This window comes from uncultured Reyranella sp. (genome assembly GCF_945957355.1).
Lineage (GTDB): Bacteria > Pseudomonadota > Alphaproteobacteria > Reyranellales > Reyranellaceae > Reyranella.
Genome location: NZ_CAMFKM010000009.1, coordinates 75,808 through 97,355 on the forward strand (window position 1 = coordinate 75,808; position 21,548 = coordinate 97,355).

Annotated in this window: 18 protein-coding genes and 1 pseudogene; 8 read left to right on the forward strand and 11 right to left on the reverse strand. The window is 67.1% G+C overall.

The annotated features are described in order from the left end of the window. Nucleotides 1-50: 50 nt before the first annotated feature. From Q0Q48_RS16000 to Q0Q48_RS16015, 4 genes are read left to right on the forward strand one after another with little or no spacing between them, the layout of a single operon-like run. Nucleotides 51-1,172: an NADH:flavin oxidoreductase/NADH oxidase gene (locus Q0Q48_RS16000; RefSeq protein ID WP_295139624.1), complete on the forward strand. Its 1,122-nt coding sequence runs from the start codon at nt 51-53 to the stop codon at nt 1,170-1,172. A gap of 30 nt (nt 1,173-1,202) precedes the next feature. After that, nucleotides 1,203-2,417, forward strand: a complete 1,215-nt coding sequence (locus Q0Q48_RS16005) for a CoA transferase (protein WP_295139625.1) — start codon at nt 1,203-1,205, stop codon at nt 2,415-2,417. Continuing rightward, a complete protein-coding gene (locus Q0Q48_RS16010) occupies nt 2,404-3,582 on the forward strand; it encodes a 3-hydroxybenzoate 6-monooxygenase (protein WP_295139626.1) in 1,179 nt (392 codons plus the stop codon). The genes Q0Q48_RS16005 and Q0Q48_RS16010 overlap by 14 nt, the downstream gene beginning before the upstream one ends. Nucleotides 3,583-3,621: 39 nt before the next feature. Continuing rightward, nucleotides 3,622-4,131 (forward strand): anthrone oxygenase family protein, encoded by a 510-nt coding sequence (locus tag Q0Q48_RS16015; RefSeq protein WP_295139628.1) that lies wholly within the window; start codon nt 3,622-3,624, stop codon nt 4,129-4,131. Nucleotides 4,132-4,154: 23 nt separating this feature from the next. Here Q0Q48_RS16015 and alsS read toward each other — a convergent pair whose 3' ends face one another. Next, nucleotides 4,155-5,813, reverse strand: coding sequence for an acetolactate synthase AlsS (alsS, locus tag Q0Q48_RS16020; RefSeq protein ID WP_295139629.1), 1,659 nt, complete (start codon nt 5,811-5,813; stop codon nt 4,155-4,157). An 89-nt stretch (nt 5,814-5,902) separates the two neighbouring features. Here alsS and budA point away from each other — a divergent pair, with 89 nt between their 5' ends. Both budA and panE read left to right on the forward strand, forming a co-directional pair. Then, nucleotides 5,903-6,739 (forward strand): acetolactate decarboxylase, encoded by an 837-nt coding sequence (budA, locus tag Q0Q48_RS16025; protein ID WP_295139630.1) that lies wholly within the window; start codon nt 5,903-5,905, stop codon nt 6,737-6,739. A gap of 81 nt (nt 6,740-6,820) precedes the next feature. Next, a pseudogene (gene panE, locus Q0Q48_RS16030) lies at nt 6,821-7,746 on the forward strand (2-dehydropantoate 2-reductase). Between the two features lie 43 nt (nt 7,747-7,789). On the opposite strand, the gene Q0Q48_RS16035 reads toward panE, so the two are convergent. After that, nucleotides 7,790-8,152 (reverse strand): hypothetical protein, encoded by a 363-nt coding sequence (locus Q0Q48_RS16035; protein ID WP_295139632.1) that lies wholly within the window; start codon nt 8,150-8,152, stop codon nt 7,790-7,792. 259 nt (nt 8,153-8,411) lie between these two features. Between Q0Q48_RS16035 and Q0Q48_RS16040 the strand changes: the two genes are divergently transcribed. Then, nucleotides 8,412-9,128, forward strand: a complete 717-nt coding sequence (locus tag Q0Q48_RS16040; RefSeq protein WP_295139634.1) for a TIGR02281 family clan AA aspartic protease — start codon at nt 8,412-8,414, stop codon at nt 9,126-9,128. An 18-nt stretch (nt 9,129-9,146) separates the two neighbouring features. Here the strand turns inward: Q0Q48_RS16040 and Q0Q48_RS16045 are convergent, their stop codons facing one another. The 5 genes from Q0Q48_RS16045 to Q0Q48_RS16065 form a co-directional block, all read right to left on the reverse strand. Next, nucleotides 9,147-10,109, reverse strand: coding sequence for a tripartite tricarboxylate transporter substrate binding protein (locus Q0Q48_RS16045; RefSeq protein ID WP_295139635.1), 963 nt, complete (start codon nt 10,107-10,109; stop codon nt 9,147-9,149). 115 nt (nt 10,110-10,224) lie between these two features. Next, a complete protein-coding gene (locus tag Q0Q48_RS16050; protein ID WP_295139637.1) occupies nt 10,225-11,961 on the reverse strand; it encodes a hydantoinase B/oxoprolinase family protein in 1,737 nt (578 codons plus the stop codon). Next, entirely contained in the window at nt 11,958-14,048 is a 2,091-nt protein-coding gene (locus Q0Q48_RS16055) for a hydantoinase/oxoprolinase family protein (RefSeq protein ID WP_295139639.1), read from the reverse strand. Before Q0Q48_RS16055 ends, Q0Q48_RS16050 begins: the two co-directional genes overlap by 4 nt. Next, on the reverse strand, nt 14,045-15,184 hold the full coding sequence (locus Q0Q48_RS16060; RefSeq protein WP_295139641.1) for a CoA transferase: 1,140 nt from the start codon (nt 15,182-15,184) through the stop codon (nt 14,045-14,047). Before Q0Q48_RS16060 ends, Q0Q48_RS16055 begins: the two co-directional genes overlap by 4 nt. Before the next feature lie 104 nt (nt 15,185-15,288). Continuing rightward, entirely contained in the window at nt 15,289-16,059 is a 771-nt protein-coding gene (locus Q0Q48_RS16065) for a ferredoxin--NADP reductase (protein ID WP_295139644.1), read from the reverse strand. 245 nt (nt 16,060-16,304) lie between these two features. Here Q0Q48_RS16065 and Q0Q48_RS16070 point away from each other — a divergent pair, with 245 nt between their 5' ends. Continuing rightward, complete coding sequence (locus Q0Q48_RS16070; RefSeq protein WP_295139646.1) at nt 16,305-17,039, forward strand: DUF1194 domain-containing protein; 735 nt, start codon at nt 16,305-16,307, stop codon at nt 17,037-17,039. Here Q0Q48_RS16070 and Q0Q48_RS16075 read toward each other — a convergent pair whose 3' ends face one another. The 4 genes from Q0Q48_RS16075 to phnC all read right to left on the reverse strand — a co-directional run bounded on the left by Q0Q48_RS16075 (nt 17,040) and on the right by phnC (nt 21,519). Further along, a complete protein-coding gene (locus Q0Q48_RS16075) occupies nt 17,040-18,041 on the reverse strand; it encodes a tripartite tricarboxylate transporter substrate binding protein (protein WP_295139648.1) in 1,002 nt (333 codons plus the stop codon). Nucleotides 18,042-18,199: 158 nt separating this feature from the next. Next, a complete protein-coding gene (locus Q0Q48_RS16080; RefSeq protein ID WP_295139650.1) occupies nt 18,200-19,792 on the reverse strand; it encodes an ABC transporter substrate-binding protein in 1,593 nt (530 codons plus the stop codon). Nucleotides 19,793-19,879: 87 nt separating this feature from the next. Then, on the reverse strand, nt 19,880-20,674 hold the full coding sequence (gene phnE, locus Q0Q48_RS16085; protein WP_295139652.1) for a phosphonate ABC transporter, permease protein PhnE: 795 nt from the start codon (nt 20,672-20,674) through the stop codon (nt 19,880-19,882). 2 nt (nt 20,675-20,676) lie between these two features. Then, complete coding sequence (phnC, locus tag Q0Q48_RS16090) at nt 20,677-21,519, reverse strand: phosphonate ABC transporter ATP-binding protein (RefSeq protein ID WP_295139655.1); 843 nt, start codon at nt 21,517-21,519, stop codon at nt 20,677-20,679. Nucleotides 21,520-21,548 lie beyond the last annotated feature (29 nt).

The window sequence follows — 21,548 nt, forward strand, 5'->3', positions numbered from 1 at the left end:
CCGGTCTATGTTCGGCTTCCCGAAAGCCATCCCGTCCGGGGGACCGACCCTTGCAGAAACCTCTTCTCTTCACGCCGTTCACGATGCGCAGCGTCACCGCGCCCAACCGCTGTGTCCTCTCGCCCATGGTCCAGTTCCGCGCGACGGATGGATTGGTGAACGACTTTCACCTCGTCCATCTCGGCAAGTTCGCGCTGGGCAGGTTCGGCACCGTGTTCACCGAGAACTGCGCCGTGGAACCGCGTGGCAGGGTCACCCAGGGAGATCTCGGCCTTTGGGACGACAGCCAGATCGCGAGCCACAAGCGGTTGACCGATTTCATCCGCGGCGAGGGCGTGCTGTCGGCGACGCAGATCACGCACTCGGGTCGCAAGGGCTCGACGCCGCGCACCTTCGACAAGCGCGGCCAGTTTGGCCCGGAAGGCGCCGGCTGGAAGAAATGGGAAGTGGTCGGCCCTACCGATCTTGCCGCGGCCGAGGGGTGGCTGAAGCCGCGCGCTTTGTCGGTCGATGAAATCGAGGAGCTGGTGCAGAAGTTCGCCGCTGCGGCGAAGCGTGCAGATGCGGCGGGCTACGATGTGCTCGAGGTGCACGGCGCGCACGGCTACCTGCTGGCGCAGTTCCTCTCGCCGATCAGCAACACGCGCAACGACCAGTACGGCGGCGATCGCGCCGGGCGCATGCGCTTCCCGCTCGACGTGGCGCGCGCCGTGCGGCAGGCATGGCCGGAGAACAAGCCGCTGTTCGTGCGCGTCTCCGCCGTCGATGGCGGCGGCGGCTGGGACGTCGACGACACGGTGGCCTTCGCCCAGGAGCTGAAGGCGATCGGCGTCGACGTAATCGACTGCTCCTCAGGCGGCATCGCCGGTGCCGCGACGGCGGCCGGCGTGAAGCGCGGCCTAGGCTTCCAGGTGCCGTTCGCTTCGGCCGTGAAGAAGCAGGCCGGCATCTCGACCATGGCGGTCGGCCTGATCCTCGACGGGCCGCAGGCCGAGGCGATCCTGCAAGCCGGCGACGCCGACCTGATCGCGATCGGCCGCCAGGCGCTCTATGAGCCGTTCTGGCCGCTGCACGCCGCGCAGGCATTGGGCTGCGATCCCGACTTCGACCTGTGGACGCCGGAATACGGCTGGTGGCTGGAGAAGCGCGAGCACACGCTGGGGCGGAAGTAAGAAGAAAGACAATAGGCACGGGAAACGTACATGACAGGCATTCTTGCGGGCCTCCGCATCGTCGAGGGCTCGGCGTTCATCGCCGCCCCTTTGGGAGGCATGACGCTCGCCCAGATGGGGGCCGACGTGATCCGCTTCGACGACATCGAGGGCGGCCTCGACAATGAGCGCTGGCCGGTCACGGAAGCGGGCCGCTCGATCTACTGGGCCGGCCTCAACAAGGGGAAGCGCTCGATCGCCGTCGACCTGCGTAACCCCCGGGGCCGCGAGCTGCTCACGGCGCTGATCACCGCGCCGGGTGAGGGTGCTGGCATCTTCACCACCAACATGCCGGCACGCGGCTGGCTCTCCTACGAGGAGCTGGCGAAGAAGCGCCCCGACCTGATCGCGCTCAACATCATCGGCGCGCGCGACGGCTCGGCCCATGTCGACTACACGGTGAACGCCATCACCGGCTTCCCCATGGTCACCGGTCCGGTCGGCCATGAAGGGCCGGTGAACGCGGTCTGTCCTCCCTGGGACCTCGCGGCGGCCTATGCGGGCGCCCTGTCGCTGCTCGCCGCCGAGCGTCATCGCCGCATGACAGGGCAGGGGCAGAAGATCGTGCTGCCGCTGCAGGACATGGCACTCGCGACCACCTCGGCGCTGGGCTATATCGGCGAGTCGGTCGTGAACGACGTCGACCGTCCGCGCTTCGGCAACGAGATCTTCGGCACCTTCGGTCGCGACTTCCGCACGAAGGACGGTCGCTTCGTGATGATCTGCATCTTCTCGGATCGCCATGTCGATGCGCTGGCGGCCGCGGGCGGCTTCACGGATGCTTTCAGGAGGATCGAGTCCGAGACAGGGCACGATCTCAAGAGCGATGCCGGCCGCTGGAACGCCCGCCACCAGCTCATCGCCGTGATCGAGCCGTGGGTTGCGGCCCACGATGCAGCGGAGGTCTCGGCTGCGCTCAGGAAGGCCGGCGCGCTCTGGGCGCCCTACCAGACGTTCCGCGAGCTGGCCGCCGACAAGGCTAACGTGCTCGACAATCCGATGTTCACGATCCTCGACCAGCCCGGCATCGGCCGCTACCCAGTGGCGGCGTCGCCGATGCAGTTCGGCGCCGTGCCACGTCAGCCGCCACAGCCGGCGCCCGTGCTGGGGCAGCATACAGACGAGATTCTTTCTGGGATTCTAGGCCTGCCCGGGCATGAGATCGCCCGGTTGCACGACGACAAGGTCATCGGTGGCCCCCGATAGGATCCTCATCGCCGGCGGCGGCATCGGCGGACTCGCGGCGGCGCTGGCGCTCGCCCAGAAGGGCATCGCCTCGCAGGTGCTGGAGAAGGCGAGCCGCCTCGGCGAGATTGGCGCCGGCATCCAGCTCGGCCCCAACGCCTTCCACTGTTTCGACCGGCTCGGCGTCGGCGAGGCGGCGCGCGGCATGGCGGTCTATATCGATCGGCTGCGGCTGATGGATGCGCTGGCCGACGGCGAGATCTGCCACATCGATCTCGGCGACAGGTTTCGCGCCCGCTTCGGCAATCCCTACGCCGTCGTGCATCGCGGCGATCTGCACGGCGTATTCTTGAAGGGGTGCGAAGATCATCCCCTGATCGAATTGCGCACCAATGCCGAGGTCACCGGCTACGATCAGGATGGCCTGTCGGTCGCCGCCCGGCTGCGAACGGGCGAGATGGTGCGGGGCCGCGCCCTGATCGGCGCCGACGGGCTGTGGTCGAACGTGCGGACTCAGGTGACCGCTGACGGGCCACCGCGCGTTTCGGGGCACACGACCTATCGTTCCGTGATCCCGACCGAGCTGATGCCCGAGGATCTGCGCTGGAACGCCGCTACCCTATGGGCCGGGCCCAAGTGCCACATCGTCCACTATCCGTTGTCCGGCTGGAAGCTCTTCAACCTCGTGGTGACCTATCACAACCATGCGCCGGAGCCCGTCGCGGGCCGGCCGGTCGACACGGAAGAGGTTCGCAAGGGCTTTGCCCATGTCTGCGAACGGGCGCGGAACATCATAGAGCGCGGGCGCAACTGGCACATGTGGGTTCTCTGTGACCGTGATCCGGTCGACCGGTGGGTCGATGGACGGGTGGCGCTGCTGGGAGACGCTGCACACCCCATGCTGCAGTACATGTCACAGGGAGGCTGCATGGCGATGGAGGATGCCGTCTGCCTCGCCGATTCGTTGTCCCGGGGCGAATCCATAGAGGCCGGCCTCGTCACCTATCGCGATCGCCGCGTCCTGCGCACGGCAAGAACACAGCTGATGTCCCGCGCCATGGGCGATCACGTCTATCATCCGGCCGGCCCGCACGCGGCATTGCGCAATGCGATGATGGGCGCCCGGACGCAGGATCAGTGGCTCGACTCTCTCGAGTGGCTTTACGGCGGCAACGGCCTCGGCTAGGGCTGCAGCTTCGTAGGGTGGGTCAGCGGAGTTTCAGGGATGCGCCACGTCTTCTTCGTCCTCGCCTTGCTGTGCACCGCACTGAACGCGGGCATCTTCTATTCCTTCTCGACCATCGTCATGCCGGGCCTCGATCTCGGCGGCGCCATGTCGGCCGTGACTTCGATGCACGGCATCAACACCATCGTGCGCAGTCCGCTCTTCGCCATCGTCTTCTTCGGCGCCCTGGTCCTGCCGCTGCTGGCGGCACTCGGCGCCCGCTCGGCCGGGCATCGTGGCGCGGCGCGTCTTTCCGCGCTTGCGGCTCTGATCTACGCCGCCGCCGTGATCGGCGTCACCCTGCAGGTAAACGTGCCGTTGAACGAGACGCTCGCCACCGTGGCGGGCGCCGATGCCAATGCCGCGAGCTACTGGAAGGACTTCTGGGTGCCGTGGGCGTCGTGGAACCACGTCCGCTCGCTCGGTGCGATCCTGGCCTTCCTGTGCCTGCTCGGCGCCTGGGCGGTCGACCTGACGTCGGCCGGCCGCCGGTCCTACGGCCTGCGCTGAACGCGGGCCGTGGCACAAGGGCGTCAGATGATGACGTCCTCGTGCATCGCGGCCATCAGGTTGGGATTGTCGCGATAGTCGACATGCACGCCGACAAGTACCGGGCCTTCCATCGCCATTGCCTTGCGCAGCGTCGGGCCGACATCGTCGGCATCCTTGATCATCAGGCCCCGGGCGCCCATCGACTCGGCGAACTTCACGACGTCGACCGGCCCGAAATGCACGCCTGAATCGCGACCGTAGGCGGCGACCTGCTGGATGCCGACCATGTTGTAGCTGCCGTCGATCCAGACGACGTGCACGAAGTTGCACTTGAGCCGCACCGCTGTCTCCAACTCGACGGCGGAGAAGAGGAAGCCGCCGTCGCCGGAGATGGAGATCACCTTGCGCCCTGGCTCGGCGAGACAGGCGGCGATGCCCCAGGGCAGGGCGACGCCCAGGGTTTGCTGGCCGTTGCTGATCAGGATCTGTCGCGGGCGGTGACTGATGAGATGCCGCGCCATCCAGATATGGAACGAGCCCATGTCGGAGCAGAGCGTCACGTCCTCGTCGATCAGCGTCTGAAGTTCGTGCACCAGGCGCAGCGGATGGACCGGCGCGCCGTTGCGTCTCGCCGCCTCGGCGGCGACCGTCGTGCGCTCTTTCTGGATCTCGGCGAGCAGGGCCGACTGTGTCGGGCGCTCCTTTGGCTTCAGCAGTGCCGAGAGCGCGCGCAATGTGGCGGCGCTATCGCCCATCAACTCGATGTCGGGGCGGTAGCACTGGTCGTAGTCGGCCGGAATGCAGTCGATATGGATCAGCGTGCGCTTGCGCCCGGCGTTCCAGAGCCCGGGATCGTACTCCACCGGATCGAATCCGATCGTGATCACGACGTCCGCCTGGTCGAGGAGCCGGTCGGCCGGCTGGTTATGGAACAGCCCGACCCTTCCGCCGAAGCAGTCGAGGCGATCCCGCGGCACCACGCCCGCGGCCTGATATGTGCCGGCGACCGCCAGCCGGGTCCGGGCAAGCAGCACGCGCACCGCCTCGGCAACCGGACCCTGGCTCGCCAGCATGCCGAGCAGGATCACCGGCCGTTCGGCCGCGTCGATCGTCTTGGCGGCTTCGGCGATGGCTTCGCTGTTGGCGGCCCCAAGCCGCGGCACCACGGCCGGGGTCAGGACCGGGCCGGGAGCGGGCGCCTTCATCACGTCCTTGGGCAGGCCGAGAAAGGCCGTGCCCGGCCGGCCGGACTCGGCGGCGCGGAAGGCCGAGGCAATCGCCTCGGAAATGGCCGACGGCGAGTCGATCTCGGCCGCGTACTTGGTGACGGGCCGCAGCAGCGCCACCGTGTCCATGCTCTGGTGCGCCTGCTTCAACCGATCGGCGATCGGCACCGCGCCGCCCAGCGCCACCACGGGATCGCCCTCGGTGTTGGCGGTGGCAAGGCCGGTGGCGAGGTTGGAAACTCCAGGTCCCGAGGTCACCAGCACGACGCCGGCCTTGCCAGTCAGGCGGCCCAGGCCGCCGGCGATGAAGGTCGCGTTCTGCTCGTGCCGGCAGACCACGAGCTTGATCTTCGAGTCGACCAGCGCGTCGAAGACCGGATCGATCTTGGCGCCGGGAATGCCGAATATGTACTCGACGCCCTGGGCCTCGAGGTTGCGCACCAGCAGGTGCGCGCCGTTCTTCGGGTCGCTCATCGTGTTGCTCCGCTCTCGATTCCGGGCCGCGTCCGGGCGATCATGCCCGTCCGGGCAGCCCTTGTCGCCCGCGATGGAAGGAAGGCGCAATGCCGAGGCTGACGACCGAAGTGTATCAATCGCTCATGGACGCGCTTGTGGCGCACTGCGAGAAGACCGGTGAACCGCTGCGCCATTTCGTTTCCCGGGCGCTGTCCGAGGCGCTGGGCCTCGACCATTCGACCCTGTTCCAGGTCTCGACGACGGGTGCGCTGGTGCAGGGCGTCTACAACGAGGCCGTCACGGTGGGCGGGCTCAGGCCACACGGCGACTTCGGCCTCGGCACGTTCGAGGGGCTCGACGGCGAGATGGTCGTGCTCGACGGCCAATTCTACCAGGCCCATGCGGACGGCCGCATAACCTTGCCCTCCGACAACGCGTCCGTGCCGTTCGCGACCCTGACGAACTTCCATCCCCAGCATCGCGGCAAGATCGAGAACATCGATTCCATGTCGTCTCTCATCGCCGCGCTCGACGGACTGCGGCGATCGGACAATCTCTTCTTCGCGGTGCGCCTCGACGGTCATTTCGACGAGGTCTACTGGCGTGTTGCCTGCAAGGTCGAGGCGGGGGTGCATCTCGACAAGGCGACCGATGCCCAGGCCGAGTTCCGGAAGAACGACGTCAGGGGAACCATGCTGGGATTCTGGACGCCGGCCTATTCACGCACGATCGGCGTGGCGGGATGGCACCTGCATTTCCTGACCGAGGATCGCAGGAGCGGCGGCCACGTGCTGGGCGCCAAGGCGGCGTCGCTCGACGTGCAGGTCCACGACCTCGACAATCTCCACCTCGCGATCCCGGAGACGCGCGAGTTCCTGCACGCCGACCTGACGCAGGACCCGGCGGCGGCGCTCGAAAAGGCAGAGATGGCGAAAGATCGCTAGGGCAATTCCGAGGAACAGTCGCGCGAAGCTGGATTCCACCTTCACTAAGGTCCGCTAATTGGAAGCGTGAGGGATCTGGACATGCGTATTCTGGTGGTTGGTGCCGGCGCGATTGGCGGCTATTTCGGTGCGCGCCTGCTGGCGGCGGGGTGCGAAGTCACCTTTCTGGTGCGGCCGGGCCGGGCGGCGCAGCTTGCCGGGACCGGCTTGGTGGTGAAGAGCAAGCTGGGCGATCTCGACCTCCCGGCGCCGCTCACGGTCACGGCCGACAGGTTGGCCGGGCCCTATGACCTCATCCTGCTGAGCTGCAAGGCCTTCGATCTCGACACTGCGATGGACTCGTTTGCGCCGGCCGTAGGGCCGAACACGGCGATCCTGCCGCTGCTGAATGGCATGAGCCACCTCGATTCGCTGGTGCGCGGTTCGGCGAGCATGCCGCGCTGGGCGGTCAGTGCGCCATCTCGCTGGTGCTCGATCCCGAGGGGCGCGTGCTGCACCTGAACGACGGCGGCACGATCTCCTTCGGCGAGCGCTCCGGTTCGCGCACCGCGCGCGTCGATGCGATCGCGGAAGCGTTCGCCGCCGCCGGGGTGCAGGGCGGTGCGAGCGACACGATCCTCCAGGGAATGTGGGAGAAGTGGGTATTCATCTCGACCGCCGCCGGTATCACCTGCCTGATGCGTGCCGCGGTGGGGGACATCGTGGCGGCCGGAGCGGCCGACCGCACGCTGGCCCTGTTCGACGAGATCTCGTCGATCGCCGCGTCACAGGGCTTCGCACCAAGACCGGCGTCCGTGCAGCGCGGCAAGACGATGCTCACGACCTCAGGCTCGCCGTTCACCGCGTCGATGCTGCGCGACGTCGAAAGTGGTCGCCCCATCGAAGCGGATCACATGCTGGGTGATTTGCTGAAGCGCAGCGGCAAGGCGGACGGCTTCCCCGTGCTGCGGCTCGCCTATGCCCATCTCAAGGCCTATGAGGCTCGCCGGACGCGGATGCAGAGTTAAGCAATAGGAGCGACGCCGGCCGGTAGGCCGGCATCCCTTGTGCTCAGGTCTTGGGCGTGGGCGGGTTCGCCAGGATTTCGGCGCAGGCGCGCGCCACGTCGGACTCGGCGTCCTTGGCGCCCGGCATCGTGGCGAAGCCGCTCTTGGCGATTACGTTGCCGCGGTCCCAGGTGCTGGCCTTGCTGAGTTCGGCGATCTTCGTCGCGGCGTCAGGCTGCCGGTTGAAGCGGTCGACGCAGATCGGCGCTAGGGTAGCGACTACGGCGCCGTGGACCGCCGCGGCGGACTCCTTGCGCGCCGTTCCGCCGGTGACCCAGCCGCCCCAGGTGAATCCGACGACCGCGCAGAGCACGGCGCCGCCGACGGCGCTCCAGATCAGGGTCGAAATGTTCTTTGGCATTGCCATGGGAATATCCTTCCGGGGCCGTGCGGCTCCCGTCAGCTCGGCGCGCAGGATCGCACAGCCGGCATCGACAGAACGAGGAAGCTCGGGAACGAGACCGGCAACTCGGGCCGGTCCAGATGCGGTCGCCTCGGTACGTGGGCGGGAGCACACACATCTCTCAGCCATCGCAGGCCGACCATTTGGTGGGCGATGGTATAGGCTTCGTACAGGTTGAGCGCGGGCGTGTCCAACCTACTGCAGTGGTGATTGGAACGAAACGATGAGACCGGCACTTTTCCTGGCGGCGCTTGCCGCCGCGCTGCTCTCCGAAGCCGGAGCACCCCAGGCGCAGCCACAGGAGGCTGCGCAGTTCATCGCGCAATGGCAGAAGAGCAATGCCGCCTGCCGTGCTCCGGCTACGCCCGCCCTCGAAGCGATCGCCGCCTGCGAACAGCGCGATACCTATTCGAAGCTGCTGTCGGCTTCGAACTTTTGCTACGGGCCGGTTGAAGGGGCGCCTCCGGGCTGGACGCCGTGCGGCGGCGATCCCGCGGCCGGCCAGCCCAGCGCCAAGGCCCTCAAGGATGCGGCACTGGCCCGCGCGACCGAGCGATTCCAGAGGATGGGGGGCGTGTTCGTGCTGCCGGCCACCGTGAACAGCACATCGACGGCGTATTTCATCGTCGATTCCGGCGCGGCCAACGTCCAGATCCCGGAAGAACTCGCCGAGGAGATGAGGCGCAACGGCACCCTCACCGAGGCCGATTCGCTCGGCCAGAGGCGCTTTACCCTGGCCGACGGAAGCGGCCTTCAGCAGCGTATCGTGAGGCTCCGCTCGATCAAGATCGGCGAGCGCACGATGGAGAATGTCATGGCGTCGGTGAGCCCGGCGCGCAGCCGCGCCCTGCTGGGGCAGAGCTTCCTGCGCCGCCTCAGCTCCTGGAAGATCGACAACGTGAGGAACTCGATCGAGTTCGAGTTCACCGGGTCGTTCTAGGCCGAGAAGGTCCCGTGCTCAGGTCGGCGCGGGGATCTTCGCGTCCTTGATCACCTTGCGCCAGCGCACGGTCTCGTCGGCCAGGCGCTTGGCGTAGGCCTCGGGCGTGCCGCCGGTCGGGATGAAGCCGAGCGACGTCAGCCTCTCGCGGACCACCTCGGCTTTCAGCGCGGCATTCACCGCGGCGTTCAGCTCCTGGATCGTCTCGCGCGGCGTGCCCGCCGTCGTCGCCACGCCGAAATAGACGGCGGCCTCGAGTTCGGGCGCCCCCAGTTCGCTCGCCACCGGCACGGTCGGAATATTGGCAACGCGGCTCTTGGCACCGCAGATCAGTCCGCGCATCGTGCCGGCGCGGATCTGCGCGTCGACCGGCGTGGTCACGTCGACAAAGGCCGGCACGTGGCCGGCGACCGCGTCGCGCAGCGCCTCGGCCGCAGCCTTGTAGGGGATGTGCTGGAGCTTGCCGTTGGTGCGCGTGGCGATGAGCTCGCCCCACAGGTGCGGCAGGCCGCCGGAGCTCGATGTCGAGTAGTGCACGGGACCGGGCTGTGCCTTAACCCATTCGATGAACTCGGCGAAAGTCTTGGCCGGATTGTTCGAATTGACCGCGAGTACGCAGGGTATGTCGGCGAGCTGCGCGACGGGCGCGAGGTCCTTCTGCGGATCGATCGGCATCGGAATGTCGAACGCCGGCTGAAGCGCCGCCGTGGTCGTCAGGACCATCAGGCTGGTGCCGTCGGGCTTGCTCTTGGCGACGTTCACCATGCCGACCATCGTGCCACCGCCCGGGCGGTTCTCGACCACGATGTTCTTGCCGGTATCGGCGGACATGCGCTCGGCCAGGACGCGGCCGGCCGTGTCGGTCGAGCCGCCGGGACCGTAGGGCACGACGAGGCGGATCTGGCCGCTCTGCCCGAAGGCGATCGAGGGCAGCGTGAGGGCAGCGGCGGTGCCAGCCACGAAAGTGCGGCGCTGGATCATGTGAAGTCCTTCCCTGATTGTCTTCATTATCGGGGAGGAAACTAAGTCGGGACTTCGCGTTGCGGCAAGATGAGCGCGCTGCCTCCCACCGCCAGCCGAACGGCAGATGGCGGTTTCAGGGCAGGGGTTTGCGGAGCTCCGCCGTGCGCCCGGCATCGACGTTGCGGCCGTTCGTGGCAAGGGCGACAGCGTAGTCCTTCTCTGCGCTCTCGACGCTTACGATGCCGTCGCGAACGTCACGCAACACCCGCTCCGGGTCGCGCGTCCTGGGATCGCCATAGCCGCCCCCGCCAGGAGAGAGGGCGCGGTAGGTGCCCGGACCATGCCGTTCGACGCCGTATTTCGGCGCCTGGATACGCCTGCCGTCGGCCAACGTGAGGATCACCTCGCCTCCGGCGCCGGCCTGGCCGCCCGCGACGCCGAAGCTCGACGGCGCGCCGGCACCCTCGCCCCGGAAGGCGTAGTCGGCCGGGGTGAAGATTTCGACCTCGTAGTCGCAGCCGGCGCCGCCGCGGAAGCGGCCCGCCCCGGCGGTGTCGCAGCGCAGCTCCTGGCGGCGAAAGCGGGCCGGGTAGAGCTGCTCGTAGGTTTCGAGATTGGGCAGGGTGAGGCCGCCCAGGGTGATCAGGTGCCCGATCAGGTGGAAGCCGTCGCGGCCCTCGACGCCGCCGCCGGCCGGCGCGCCGGCCCACTGGTACATGACGTAGCGTCCGCCATCTTCCCGCAGGCCCGCCGTGACGGCGTGCACGGCCTTCGACCAGCCGGCCGAGGCGCGCTCCGGCAGCGCTTGCGCCAGCGCCTTCCACATCGCGTGGATGATCTCGTGGGCCACGAACACCGTGTTCATGGTCATCGGCGCCGGCATGCGCGCATTCACCAGCGTGCCTTCGGGCAGGCGGATCTCGACGCTGCGAAAGGCACCTTCGTTCTTCGGCAGGTCAGGCTCGAAGAACGAGGCCAGAGACATGAACACCGCCGAGGTCGAGTTGGCGATCGAGCTGTTCTTGAAGCCGCGCACCTGCGGCGAGGTGCCGGCGAAATCGACGACCAGCTTGCGATCCTTGACCGTGATGGCGACGGCGATCTTCGCGTCGATCGGCTCGAAGCAGTCGTTGTCGACCCGCTCCTCGCCTCTCCACACGCCCTGCGCGAGGCGATCGATGCAGGTCTGGAAACGGCGGTCGGCGTGGTCGAGCACGCCTTCGAAGAATTCATCGGCGCGATCGACACCCAGCTCCTCGACCAGCAGCGCGAGCCGCTCGGCACCGATCCGCGTCGAGCCGATCATGGCGCGCAGGTCGCCGTCGAGCGCGTCGGGCAGGCGCGTGTTCAGCATGAGGAGGCGCCACAGGTCGTCGCGCACCTTGCCGGCTTCGATCAGCTTCAGCACCGGCAGGCGAATGCCTTCGTGGAAGATCTCGGTCGCCGCCGAATTGTAGGTGCCGGCCGCCCCGCCGCCGATGTCGGCCTGGTGCGCGCGGTTGCAGGCGAAGGCCACGAGCTTGCCGCCGACGAACACCGGCCGCGTGATCACCCAGTCGGGCAGGTGGTTGCCGCCGGCCGTGTAAGGGTCGTTCAGCAGGAACACGTCCTCGGGGGCGATGGCATCCTTGAAGTCGCGCAGGATGGCGCGCACGGCAAAGCCGCCGCCGCCGGTATGGATCGGAATGCCATCGGCCTGGCTGATCAAGGTGCCGCGCGCGTCCGCGATGAAGCAGGAGAAATCATGGCTCTGGCTGAAGATCGGTGATCGCGCGGTGCGCGTCATCACCCAGCCCATCTGGTGCGAGATGTGGTCGAGCCGGTTCTGCACCAGTGCAAGCGTGACGGGGTCGAGGGTGGCGGCGCTCATGCGGCGGCTCCGACATGCACGAGGAAATCGTCGCGCTCGTCGACTTCGAGCACGTCGCGGGGGCCGACGAAGGCCGTTGTCGTGCGCTCCTCGACCAGCAGCGGGCCGTTGAGGCGGCAGCCGGGGCGCAGGTCGGCACCATCATAGATTGGCACGTCGAGCCAGCCGGTCGCCGGATCGATCCAGACCTTGCGGGTCTCGCGCGGCTTGGGCGCGTCGGTCTGCGGCGAGCGCGCCGCGGGCGGTGTCCAGTCGAGCCGGCCGCGGCCCACGACCCTCAGCGCGGTGATGTCGATGCGGCCGCCCGGCTGGATATGGCCGAACAGACGCTGATGCTCGGCTTCGAAAGCCTTGCGGGCCGCGGCGGCATCGAAGCCTGATGCGGATAGCGGCGCACGGACCGGCCATTGCTGGCCGTCGTAGCGAAGATCCAGCTGGCGCTCGATCACGACCTCGTCGGCGTTGAATCCGTCACGGGCCAGCGCTTCCCTCGCGCGCGCTTCGAGCTGGCCGAAGCCAGCTTCCAGCGTCGCGATCTCGACCTTGTCGAGATCGGCCAGGAAGACTTGCAGGTAGTCCTGCCGCACATCGGACTGCAGCATGCCCATCGCGCAGAAAGCGCCGGCGGCGCGCGGCAGCAGGGCGCGGCGGCTGCCCAGGGCGCGCGCGACATTGGTGCCGTGCATCGGTCCGGCGCCACCCGCCGCCACCAGAGTGAAGGTTGCGGGATTGTGTCCGCGCTCGATGCTGAGCCGTTCGACCGCATGCAGCAGGTTCTGTTCCAGCAGGCGGATGACGCCCGCTGCCGCGTCCTCGATCGACAGTCCGAGCGGCCTGGCGAGCTTGGTTTCGATGGCCTTGCGCGCAAGTTCGGCGTCGAGCGTGACCGCGCCGCCGGCCAGCGGACCGGGGCGCAGGCGGCCCAGCACGAGCTGCGCGTCGGTGACGGTCGGGTTCTCGCCGCCCAGCCCGTAGGCCGCGGGACCGGGCCGCGCGCCGGCACCCTGCGGGCCAGCATGGAGAAGGCCGGCATCGTCGACCCAGGCGATCGTGCCGCCGCCGGCACCGACCGTGTGGATCTCCACCGAGGGCGTCGTGAGGTGATAGCCGTCGATGGTGAGCTCGTCGGTGACTGGCACGTCGCCGCGCGCCATTACCATCACGTCGCAGCTCGTACCGCCGATCTCCATCGAGATCAGGTTGGCCTTTTCGCCCGGCGCCGCGCAGCCCTTGAGCGCACCCACACCGGCCGCCGGACCCGACAGGACCAGCATCACGGGCCGCGCCGCCACCTGATCGACCGATACGGCGCCGCCGTTGCTCTGCAGGAGCAGCAGCGAGCGCGGCAGGCCGAACTGGCGCAGCTGTTCGTCGAGCGCGCGCAAGTAGCTCGTCACCTTGGGCGCCACATAGGCATTCACGACGGCGGTCGAGCCGCGTTCGTATTCACCCATGGTTGGCATGACGTCGCTCGACAACGAGACCCACTTGCCGTTCCAGCTCTTGGCAAGCTGGCCGCCCGCGGCGCGTTCGTGCGCGCCGTCGAGGAAAGAGTTGAACAGGCAGACCGCGACCGACTCGACGCCTTCCTCGGCGAAGACCCTGGCTGCGGCGTCGACATCCTCAGCCTGCAGAGTTGCCAGTTCCGTACCGTCGGCCGCGATGCGACCGCGCACCGGCAGGCGCAGGTAACGTGGCACCAGCACCTGCGGGAACGGCGCACGATGGTCCCACTGGTTCTCCCGGATGCCGCGCCGGATCTCGAGCGAATCGCGGAAGCCTTCGGTCGTCAGCAGGCCGACCTTGGCGCCCTTCTTTTCGAGGATCGTGTTGGTCGCCACGGTCGAGCCATGCACGAACAGCGCGCAGTCGCGCAGCAATGCCGTCAGCGTGATGTCGAGCTGCTTCGCCGCGAGCCGCAACACGCCCAGCACCCCCTCGCTGGGATCGGCCGGAACCGAGGGAGATTTGAAGATGCGCACGGCGCCCGCGGCGTCGCGCAGCACCATGTCGGTGAAGGTGCCGCCCACGTCGACGCCGATGCGCCACGGGGCGAGAAGGGCGGGAGACGGGGCGGGGGCCGTCACTTGGGCAGGCTTCCCAGCACTTCGTCGGTGTGTTCGCCCAAGGATGGCGCCGAGCGGGGCGAATGCGGCCGCACATGGTCGAAGGAGATCGGCAGGCCGACCACCTTGGGCCCGCCGGGCAATTGCTGGATGAGCTTCGAGGCTTCCATCTGCTCGGTGCGCGCCAACTCGCCGATATCGTTCACCGCGGCGCAGGGTACGCCGGCTTTCTCCATCAGTTCGAGCCATTCGGCGCGTGGCTTCGCTTTCAGCGCCTCGGCAATCATGGGCAGCAGCTCGGTCTTATGCGCGACCCGCTCCGCGCTCTTGGCGAACTTCGGGTTCGTCGCCCATTCGTCATGGCCCAGCACCTTGGCGCAGCGTGCCCATAGCCGGTCGTTGCCGGGCGCGAGGCAGATCGGGTGATCGGCCGTGTCGAAGGTCTGGTAGGGCACGATCACCGGGCTGCCGGTGCCGTGCCGCTTGGACACGGTGCCGTTGGCGATATAGCCGTTCACCTGGCCCTCGACCCAGTGCACGGCCGAGTCGAACAGCGAGGTGTCGACAAGGCATCCCTTGCCGGTCCTGTCGCGCAGCCGCAGCGCTGCCAGAGCGCCGATGGTGCAGAACATGCCGGTCGCCTTGTCGTTGATCGAGGCGCCGCAGAAGGTCGGAGGATCCTCCGGCCGGCCGGTCACGCTCATCATGCCACCATAGGCCTGCAGCAGCGGATCGAAGGCCGGCTTCATGCGCAGCGGGCCCTGGTAGCCGAAGGCCCAGATCGAGCAGTAGATCAGGCGCGGATGGCGCGCGAGCATCGTTTCAGGACCGATGCCGACCTCGTCGACCACGCCGGGACGCAGGTTCTGGATCAGGATGTCGGCGGTCTCGCAAAGCTTGTGCAGCTTGTCGACGTCTTCCGCGAGCTTGAGGTCGAGCACGACCGAGCGCTTGTTGCGGTTCTGCGAATAGAAATAGAGCGAGGTCTTGCCGTCAGGGCCGAACGGAGGGCCCCAGATGCGGGCATCGTCGCCGCCGTCGGGCTTCTCGATCTTGATGACATCGGCGCCCATGTCGGCCAGCAGCACGCCGGCCAGCGGACCGGCCAGCGCCTGGCCCACTTCGATGACGCGAACTCCTTCGAGCGGTAGTGTCACTTTCGTCCTCTTCCCGAGCCTGACGGCGTGTGTTGCGATCACCGGCATCCTAGCCGCCGACGACCGTCACACGCTACTTGCAGGGCCTCGCGAAGCGGAACCGTCTACTCGACGAAGGCCTTTTCGACCACGAACTCGCCCGGGGTCGTCGTGCTGCCCTCAGCAAGTCCCATGCCTTCGAGCAGGGCGCGGATATCGGCCAGCATCTGGACCGAGCCGCAGAGCATGAACCGGTCGTTCTCGCGCGACATCGGCGGCAGGCCGACCTCCTTGGCCAGGGTACCGTTCTCGATCAGGTGGGAGATGCGGCCGCGATACTTGAAGGGCTCGCGGGTGACGGTCGGGTAGTAGATGAGCTTGTCGCGCACCATGTCGCCCAGGATCTCGTCGGCCGGCAGCTCGTCGGCCAGCGCCGAGCGGTAAGCGAGGTCTCGGACATGGCGGCAGCCATGGACCAGAATGACCTTTTCGAAGCGCTCGTAGACGTCCGGGTCGCGCACGATCGACAGGAACGGGGCGAGGCCGGTGCCGGTGCCCAGCAGGTAGAGGTTGCGGCCGGGGGTGAGGCTGTCGAGCAGCAGGGTACCGACCGCCTTGGCGCCGACCAGGACGCGATCGCCGGGCGACAGGTTCTTGAGATGCGAGGTGAGCTTGCCGTCGGGCACCTTGATCGAGAAGAACTCCAGCTCGTCCACGTAGTGCGGGCTGGCGATCGAGTAGGCCCGCAGCACCGGCTTGCCCTCGACCTTCAGGCCGATCATCGTGAACTGGCCGCTGGCGAAGCGGAAACCCTTATCCCGGGTTGTCCGGAAGCTGAACAATTCGTCGGTCCAGTGATGCACCGACAATACGGTCTCGTTCCTCAACGCACTCACGCGGAAACTCCTACGCAACGGGCCGGCGCCACGCCGACGCAACGGATATAGTGCAGTGCAGCAAAAATAGCCAGATGCGCGAGTAATTCGCAATGGCAAGGATGTCGCGTTTCGGACGCCTCTCGGAGCAGGAATTGCTGCGAAGACCGGCCACCTCGCAGCTTCTTTGCCAGGAGGCCTGATCGGCTCGCGGACGGGTGCCGGCGTCCTATACTCGGCTGAACCGGTGAGTGAGGTCGCGTGCGATGAGGCGGATTGTTGCGCTGCTGGGTACGGTGCTGCTGCTCCTCTCCCCGTCGGTACGGGCGGCAGAGCCCGTGGACATGCTGCTCGTGCTGGCGGCCGACGTGTCGCGCAGCGTGACCGAGCCCAAGTTCAGGCTTCAGCGCGAAGGCGCCGCGGCTGCCATCACCCACCCCGACGTGGTGCGGGCCATCACCTCGGGGCCCCACCGGCGCATCGCCATATGCTTCGTCGAATGGGCGTCCGCCAACATGCAGAACGTCGTCATCGACTGGACGGTGATCGGCGACGGCGCCTCTGCGCGCCGTTTCGGCGACAGGCTGATCGAGACTCCGCGCTCCTTTGCCGGCAGCACCTCGATCAGCGCTGCCATCGACTTCGCGGTGAGACAGTTCGAGCGTGCGCCGTTCGACTCGGACCGGCGGGTCATCGATGTGTCGGGCGACGGCAATAACATCGCAGGGCGCCTGGTGAGCGACGCGCGCGACGATGCCGTGTCGAAGAACATCACGATCAACGCGCTGGTGATCCTGACGCCGATCGAGGAGGCGTTCCGGCCCGAGCACACGAACCCGCCGGGTGGCCTCGAAAAATACTTTCAGGACAACGTCATCGGCGGCCCTGGTGCCTTCACGATCGTCGCCGAGAACCACGGGGCGTTCGGCCGGTCGATGACGAAGAAGCTGATCCAGGAGATCGCGGGATTGCCGCGCTCCCGAATCGCGGCTGCGGACTGACTATTCTGCCGTCGCGCCCGACGCCTTGATGATGGGCAGCCATAGCGCCTGGTCGTCGGCGATCAGCTTGCGGGCGGCGGCCGGCGTGTCGGGCGGCAGGACCTCGAAGCCCTGGACCAGGAGCTTCTCTTTTACTTCCGGCATCTGGGCGATGCGGCCAATCTCGGCGTTGAGGCGCGCCACGATCGGCGCGGGCGTGCCGGTCGGCACGGCGAAGCCCAGCCATGTCGCCACGACATAGTCCGGGATGCCCGTCTCCATCATGGTCGGCACCTCGGGCAGGATGACCGAACGATCCTTCGTGGTGACGGCCAGCGCCTTCAGCTTGCCGGCCTTGATCTGGCTCACGACCGTCGGCGCATTGAAGAAGCCCGTGGTGACCTCGCCATTGATCACGGCGAGGACGGCGGCCGGCGCGCCGCGATACGGGACGTGCTGCAGTTTGACGCCGGTGCGCTGCTCCAGGATGACGCCCGACATGTGCAGGCTGCTGCCTACGCCGCTCGACCCGTAGGTGAGTTCGCCCGGCTTGGCCCGGGCCTGCGCGATCACGTCGGCGACGGTGTTTGCCGGATTGGCGGTCGACACGACCATGACGTTCGTGAGGATGCCCGTCGTCGCTACCGGGATGAGATCCTTCAGCGGATCGTAGCCCGGCGCCTTGTAGAGACCCATGTTGAAGACGGTTGCGCCCTGCGAGGTGAGGAGCAGCGTGTAGCCGTCGGCCGGCGCCCGCGCGCCTTCCGCAGTGCCCAGCAGGCCGCCGGCGCCACCCTTGTTGTCGATTACGACCGGTTGGCCCAGCACCTTCGCGAGCTGCTCGCCGAAGGTCCGGCCGACCGTGTCGGCGCCGGAGCCTGCGGCGAACGGGATGATCATCCGGATCGGGCGATCCGGCCAGTCGGCGGCCTGCGCCGCGCCTGTTGCGAGCATTGGCGAAGCGAGAAGCAACGCGCCCATCAGGACATGCCGACGTGTCAGAACCTGGCGTGACGAATCCATGTCGGCTCCTCCCGGGAGAATCGTCTGAGGCCCGCGTTGTTCGCGACCCGCGTTGGACGCAACACTACTCTCAGGGGCGCGCCGATGTCAGGTCCCTCGCACGAAAGCCGCGCAACGGGGCGCGGCTTCCGGCAGTCCTGAGGCTTTCGCGGCGCCGGCTACTTGTCCAGCCAGACGTCCTCGAAGCGCGAGCCGTTATAGAGGCTGTTCACCATCGGGCGGAAACCCTTCACGTAGGGGTGCCAGCAGGTTCCCGAGGCATTCCACATGATGATCGGGCGGAAACCCTCCTCGAGGATCTGTTTGTCGATCTCCCAGACGAGCTTCTTGCGCTTCTCGATGTCGCGCTCGGCTGACTGGATCGGGAAGAGCTTCTCGATTTCGGGGTTGCAGTAGCCGACATAGTTGCGCTCCGACTTGCAAGCGTAGTGCTCGAAGTAGGTCTGGTCGGGATCGTCGACGCCATTGCCGGTCGTGTTGAGGCCGACCGAGTAATCCTTGCGGGCGACCTTGTTGAACCACAGAGCCGTGTCGACCAGGTCGAGCTCGCCGTCGATGTAGATCTCCTTGAGCTGGTCGATCAGGATCACCGCCGGATCGCGATAGAGCAGGTGGTTGCGGGTCGAGACCTTGAGCTTCAGCCTGTTGTCGGGACCGTAGCCGGCCTTCTTCATGAGGGCCTGCGCTTCGGTGCGATTCTTGGCGACATCGGGCCCGTATCCCTGGACCGTGTCGAACAACTCCTTGGGCATGCCCCAGACGCCGCCCGGCGCCGGCTCCATGACGCCGCCGGCCTCGCCGGCGCCCTGGGCCAGGATGTTGATGAAGGATTGCCGGTCGATGGTGAGCAGCATTGCGCGGCGAATGTCGGCATTGTTGAAGGGCGGCGCCTCGCTGTTCACGATCAGGTTGGTGCTGTTGTTCATCGGCGCCACCTCGCAGACGGCGGTCGAGGCCTGCGCCTTGATGTCCTTGAGCAGCGGGATGGTGACGGCATAGGGCGAGGTCATGTCGAAGCGGCCCGAGACGAAGCCCAGCATGGCCGTGCCGCGCGCCGGTACGATCGGCATCTCGATCGCGTCGAGATAGGGTTTGCCCTTCTTGAAGTAGTCCGGGTTACGGACCAGCTTCACGATTTCCTTCTGCTTGAACTCGGCCAGCTTGAAGGGACCGGTGCCGATCGGCTTGGTGCGCATCTGCGCCGTCGGCACATGGCACGAATAGACGGGGCTGTAGCCCGAGGCGAGCAGGATCAGCAGCGAGGGCTGCGGCTGGCCGAGATGGAAGGTCACCTCGCGGTCTCCGTTGGTGGTGACCTCCTTGAGGTTCCAGTACCAGGAGGTGCGCGGATTCTTGCGCAACTTCTGGGTCTCGCTCTTGCCCGTCAGCATGTCCCAGGTGCACTTCACGTCGGCCGAGGTGAAGGGCTTGCCGTCATGCCACTTTGCATTGCCGACTAGCTTGAAGGTCAGCTTCTTGCCGTCCTCGCTCCAGGACCAGCTCTCGGCCAGGTCAGGCCGGATCGTTTCGAGGCTGTTCTGCGGAATTTGCTGATCAAAGACGACGAGGTTGTTGTAGAGCCCCATGAAGGGCACGACCGTCGAGGTCGTCGCTTCCTCGTGGATCGAAGTGCTCGGCGGATTGTCCGCGATGTACATCTTGAAAGTGCCGCCGCTCTTCTGAGCGAGCGCCGGTCCGGCCGCCAGGCCCAGTGCCGCCACGACACCGAGGAATCCGATCGATAGACGCATGAATACAATCCTCCCCAACCCAATTGCAGAGAGGATGACGTGGTGTGGCCGCGGCGTCGAGAGCGCCAGTCCGGCTGGCGAATTATCCTATCGGATCATGGCACGCAGTTTCGACGACATGAGGTCGGCGGCAAGCACGAGGATCAGGATCACGATGACACAGGCCGCCGTGTCCTCGTAGGCGAAGAGCTTCATCGAGCTGATCAGTTCGAAGCCGATGCCGCCCGCACCAACCATGCCCAGCACCGTCGACACGCGGATGTTGGTTTCGAAGCGATAGAGCACGACCCCGATCCAGGCCGGAAGGACCTGTGGCAATACGCCGAACACGATCCGTTGCAGCGTGCTCGCGCCGGCTGCGCGCAGAGCGTCGAGCGGGCCTTCGTCGATTTCCTCGATCGCCTCGGCGAAGAACTTGCCCAGCATGCCGGCGCCGTGCAGCGCGATCGCCAGCACGCCCGCGAACGGGCCGAGGCCCACGGCGGCTACGAAGATCAGCGCCAGGATGATCTCGTTGATGCCGCGCATCACGTTCAGGACCTGGCGCAGCCCATGGAACACCCAGGCATAGGGCGAGAGGTTTCGCGCCGCGAAGAAGCAGACCGGCAGGGCCAGCACGATGCCGAGCAGCGTGCCCCACAGCGCGATCTGCACGGTCTCGATGGCGGGCTGCACCAGCTTCTGCATGAAGGCGAAGTTGGGTGGCAGCATGCGGCCGATGAAATCGCCGATCCAGGGCAGACCCTCGACGAAGCCGGACACGCTGAGGCGCGTGCCGACGGCCGACCACCAGAGCGCGGCGATCGTGAGGCCCCCGATCGGGACCATGATCCACCAGCCGAGCGGACCGCGCGGCTTGTTGACGACGAACTGCAGGGACATGGTCAGGCCCTCTCTTCGACCGAGGCGGCGGAGGCTGCGAGCGCAATCTCGGCTTCCGCCGCGGCGCGGCGGCGTTCCGTAAGACGCTGCGCGGCGTCGAGCACGTTGGGATCGTCAAGGCCGGGATAGATGCTGCGGATCACGTCGCCGCTCACGCCCGCCGGCGCGCCGTCATAGACGACGCGGCCGGCCGAGAGGCCGACGACACGTTCGGCGAACTCGAGCGCATAGTCGATCTGGTGGAGATTGCAGAGGACGGCGATGTTCGATTCCTTGCAGCTCTTCTTCAGGTAGTTCAGCACGGTGCGCGAGGTCTTGGGATCGAGGCTCGCCACGGGCTCGTCCGCCAGCATGAACTTGGGCTGCTGGGCGAGGGCGCGGGCGATGCCGACCCGCTGCTGCTCGCCACCCGATAATGCGTCAGCGCGATTGCGGGCCTTGTGATCCATCGCCACCTGTTCGAGGCAGTGCATCGCGATCTTCACGTCGGCCTCGGGGAAGAGCTGCAGGCTGCTGAGGATCGGCGAAAGGTCGGCCATGCGGCCGACCAGCACGTTCTTCAGGACCGACAGACGCTTCACCAGATTGTGCTGCTGGAAGATCATGGCGACGTTGCGCCGGAGCAGGCGCAGGTCGCGGCGGTTGGACGACAGCGACGTGCCGTCGACCACGATGTCGCCGGCGGTCGGCTCGATCAGCCGGTTGATGCAGCGCAGCAGGGTCGATTTGCCGGCTCCCGATGGTCCCAGCACGACGACGAACTCGCCGGGCCGGATCGAGAGGCTGACATCGTGCAGCGCCTGGTGGTCGCCATAGGATTTGGCGAGGCCGCGGATTTCGATCATGGGTCGATCTCCCTGGGAGCAGGCGTATG

Coding starts and splice junctions, on each gene's coding strand:
- Q0Q48_RS16005 (WP_295139625.1), top strand. CDS start 1,203: ATGACAGGCATTCTTGCGGGCCTCCGCATCGTCGAGGGCTCGGCGTTC.
- Q0Q48_RS16015 (WP_295139628.1), top strand. CDS start 3,622: ATGCGCCACGTCTTCTTCGTCCTCGCCTTGCTGTGCACCGCACTGAAC.
- alsS (WP_295139629.1), bottom strand. CDS start 5,813: ATGAGCGACCCGAAGAACGGCGCGCACCTGCTGGTGCGCAACCTCGAG.
- budA (WP_295139630.1), top strand. CDS start 5,903: ATGCCGAGGCTGACGACCGAAGTGTATCAATCGCTCATGGACGCGCTT.
- Q0Q48_RS16035 (WP_295139632.1), bottom strand. CDS start 8,152: ATGGCAATGCCAAAGAACATTTCGACCCTGATCTGGAGCGCCGTCGGC.
- Q0Q48_RS16040 (WP_295139634.1), top strand. CDS start 8,412: ATGAGACCGGCACTTTTCCTGGCGGCGCTTGCCGCCGCGCTGCTCTCC.
- Q0Q48_RS16045 (WP_295139635.1), bottom strand. CDS start 10,109: ATGATCCAGCGCCGCACTTTCGTGGCTGGCACCGCCGCTGCCCTCACG.
- Q0Q48_RS16050 (WP_295139637.1), bottom strand. CDS start 11,961: ATGAGCGCCGCCACCCTCGACCCCGTCACGCTTGCACTGGTGCAGAAC.
- Q0Q48_RS16070 (WP_295139646.1), top strand. CDS start 16,305: ATGAGGCGGATTGTTGCGCTGCTGGGTACGGTGCTGCTGCTCCTCTCC.
- Q0Q48_RS16075 (WP_295139648.1), bottom strand. CDS start 18,041: ATGGATTCGTCACGCCAGGTTCTGACACGTCGGCATGTCCTGATGGGC.
- Q0Q48_RS16080 (WP_295139650.1), bottom strand. CDS start 19,792: ATGCGTCTATCGATCGGATTCCTCGGTGTCGTGGCGGCACTGGGCCTG.
- phnE (WP_295139652.1), bottom strand. CDS start 20,674: ATGTCCCTGCAGTTCGTCGTCAACAAGCCGCGCGGTCCGCTCGGCTGG.
- phnC (WP_295139655.1), bottom strand. CDS start 21,519: ATGATCGAAATCCGCGGCCTCGCCAAATCCTATGGCGACCACCAGGCG.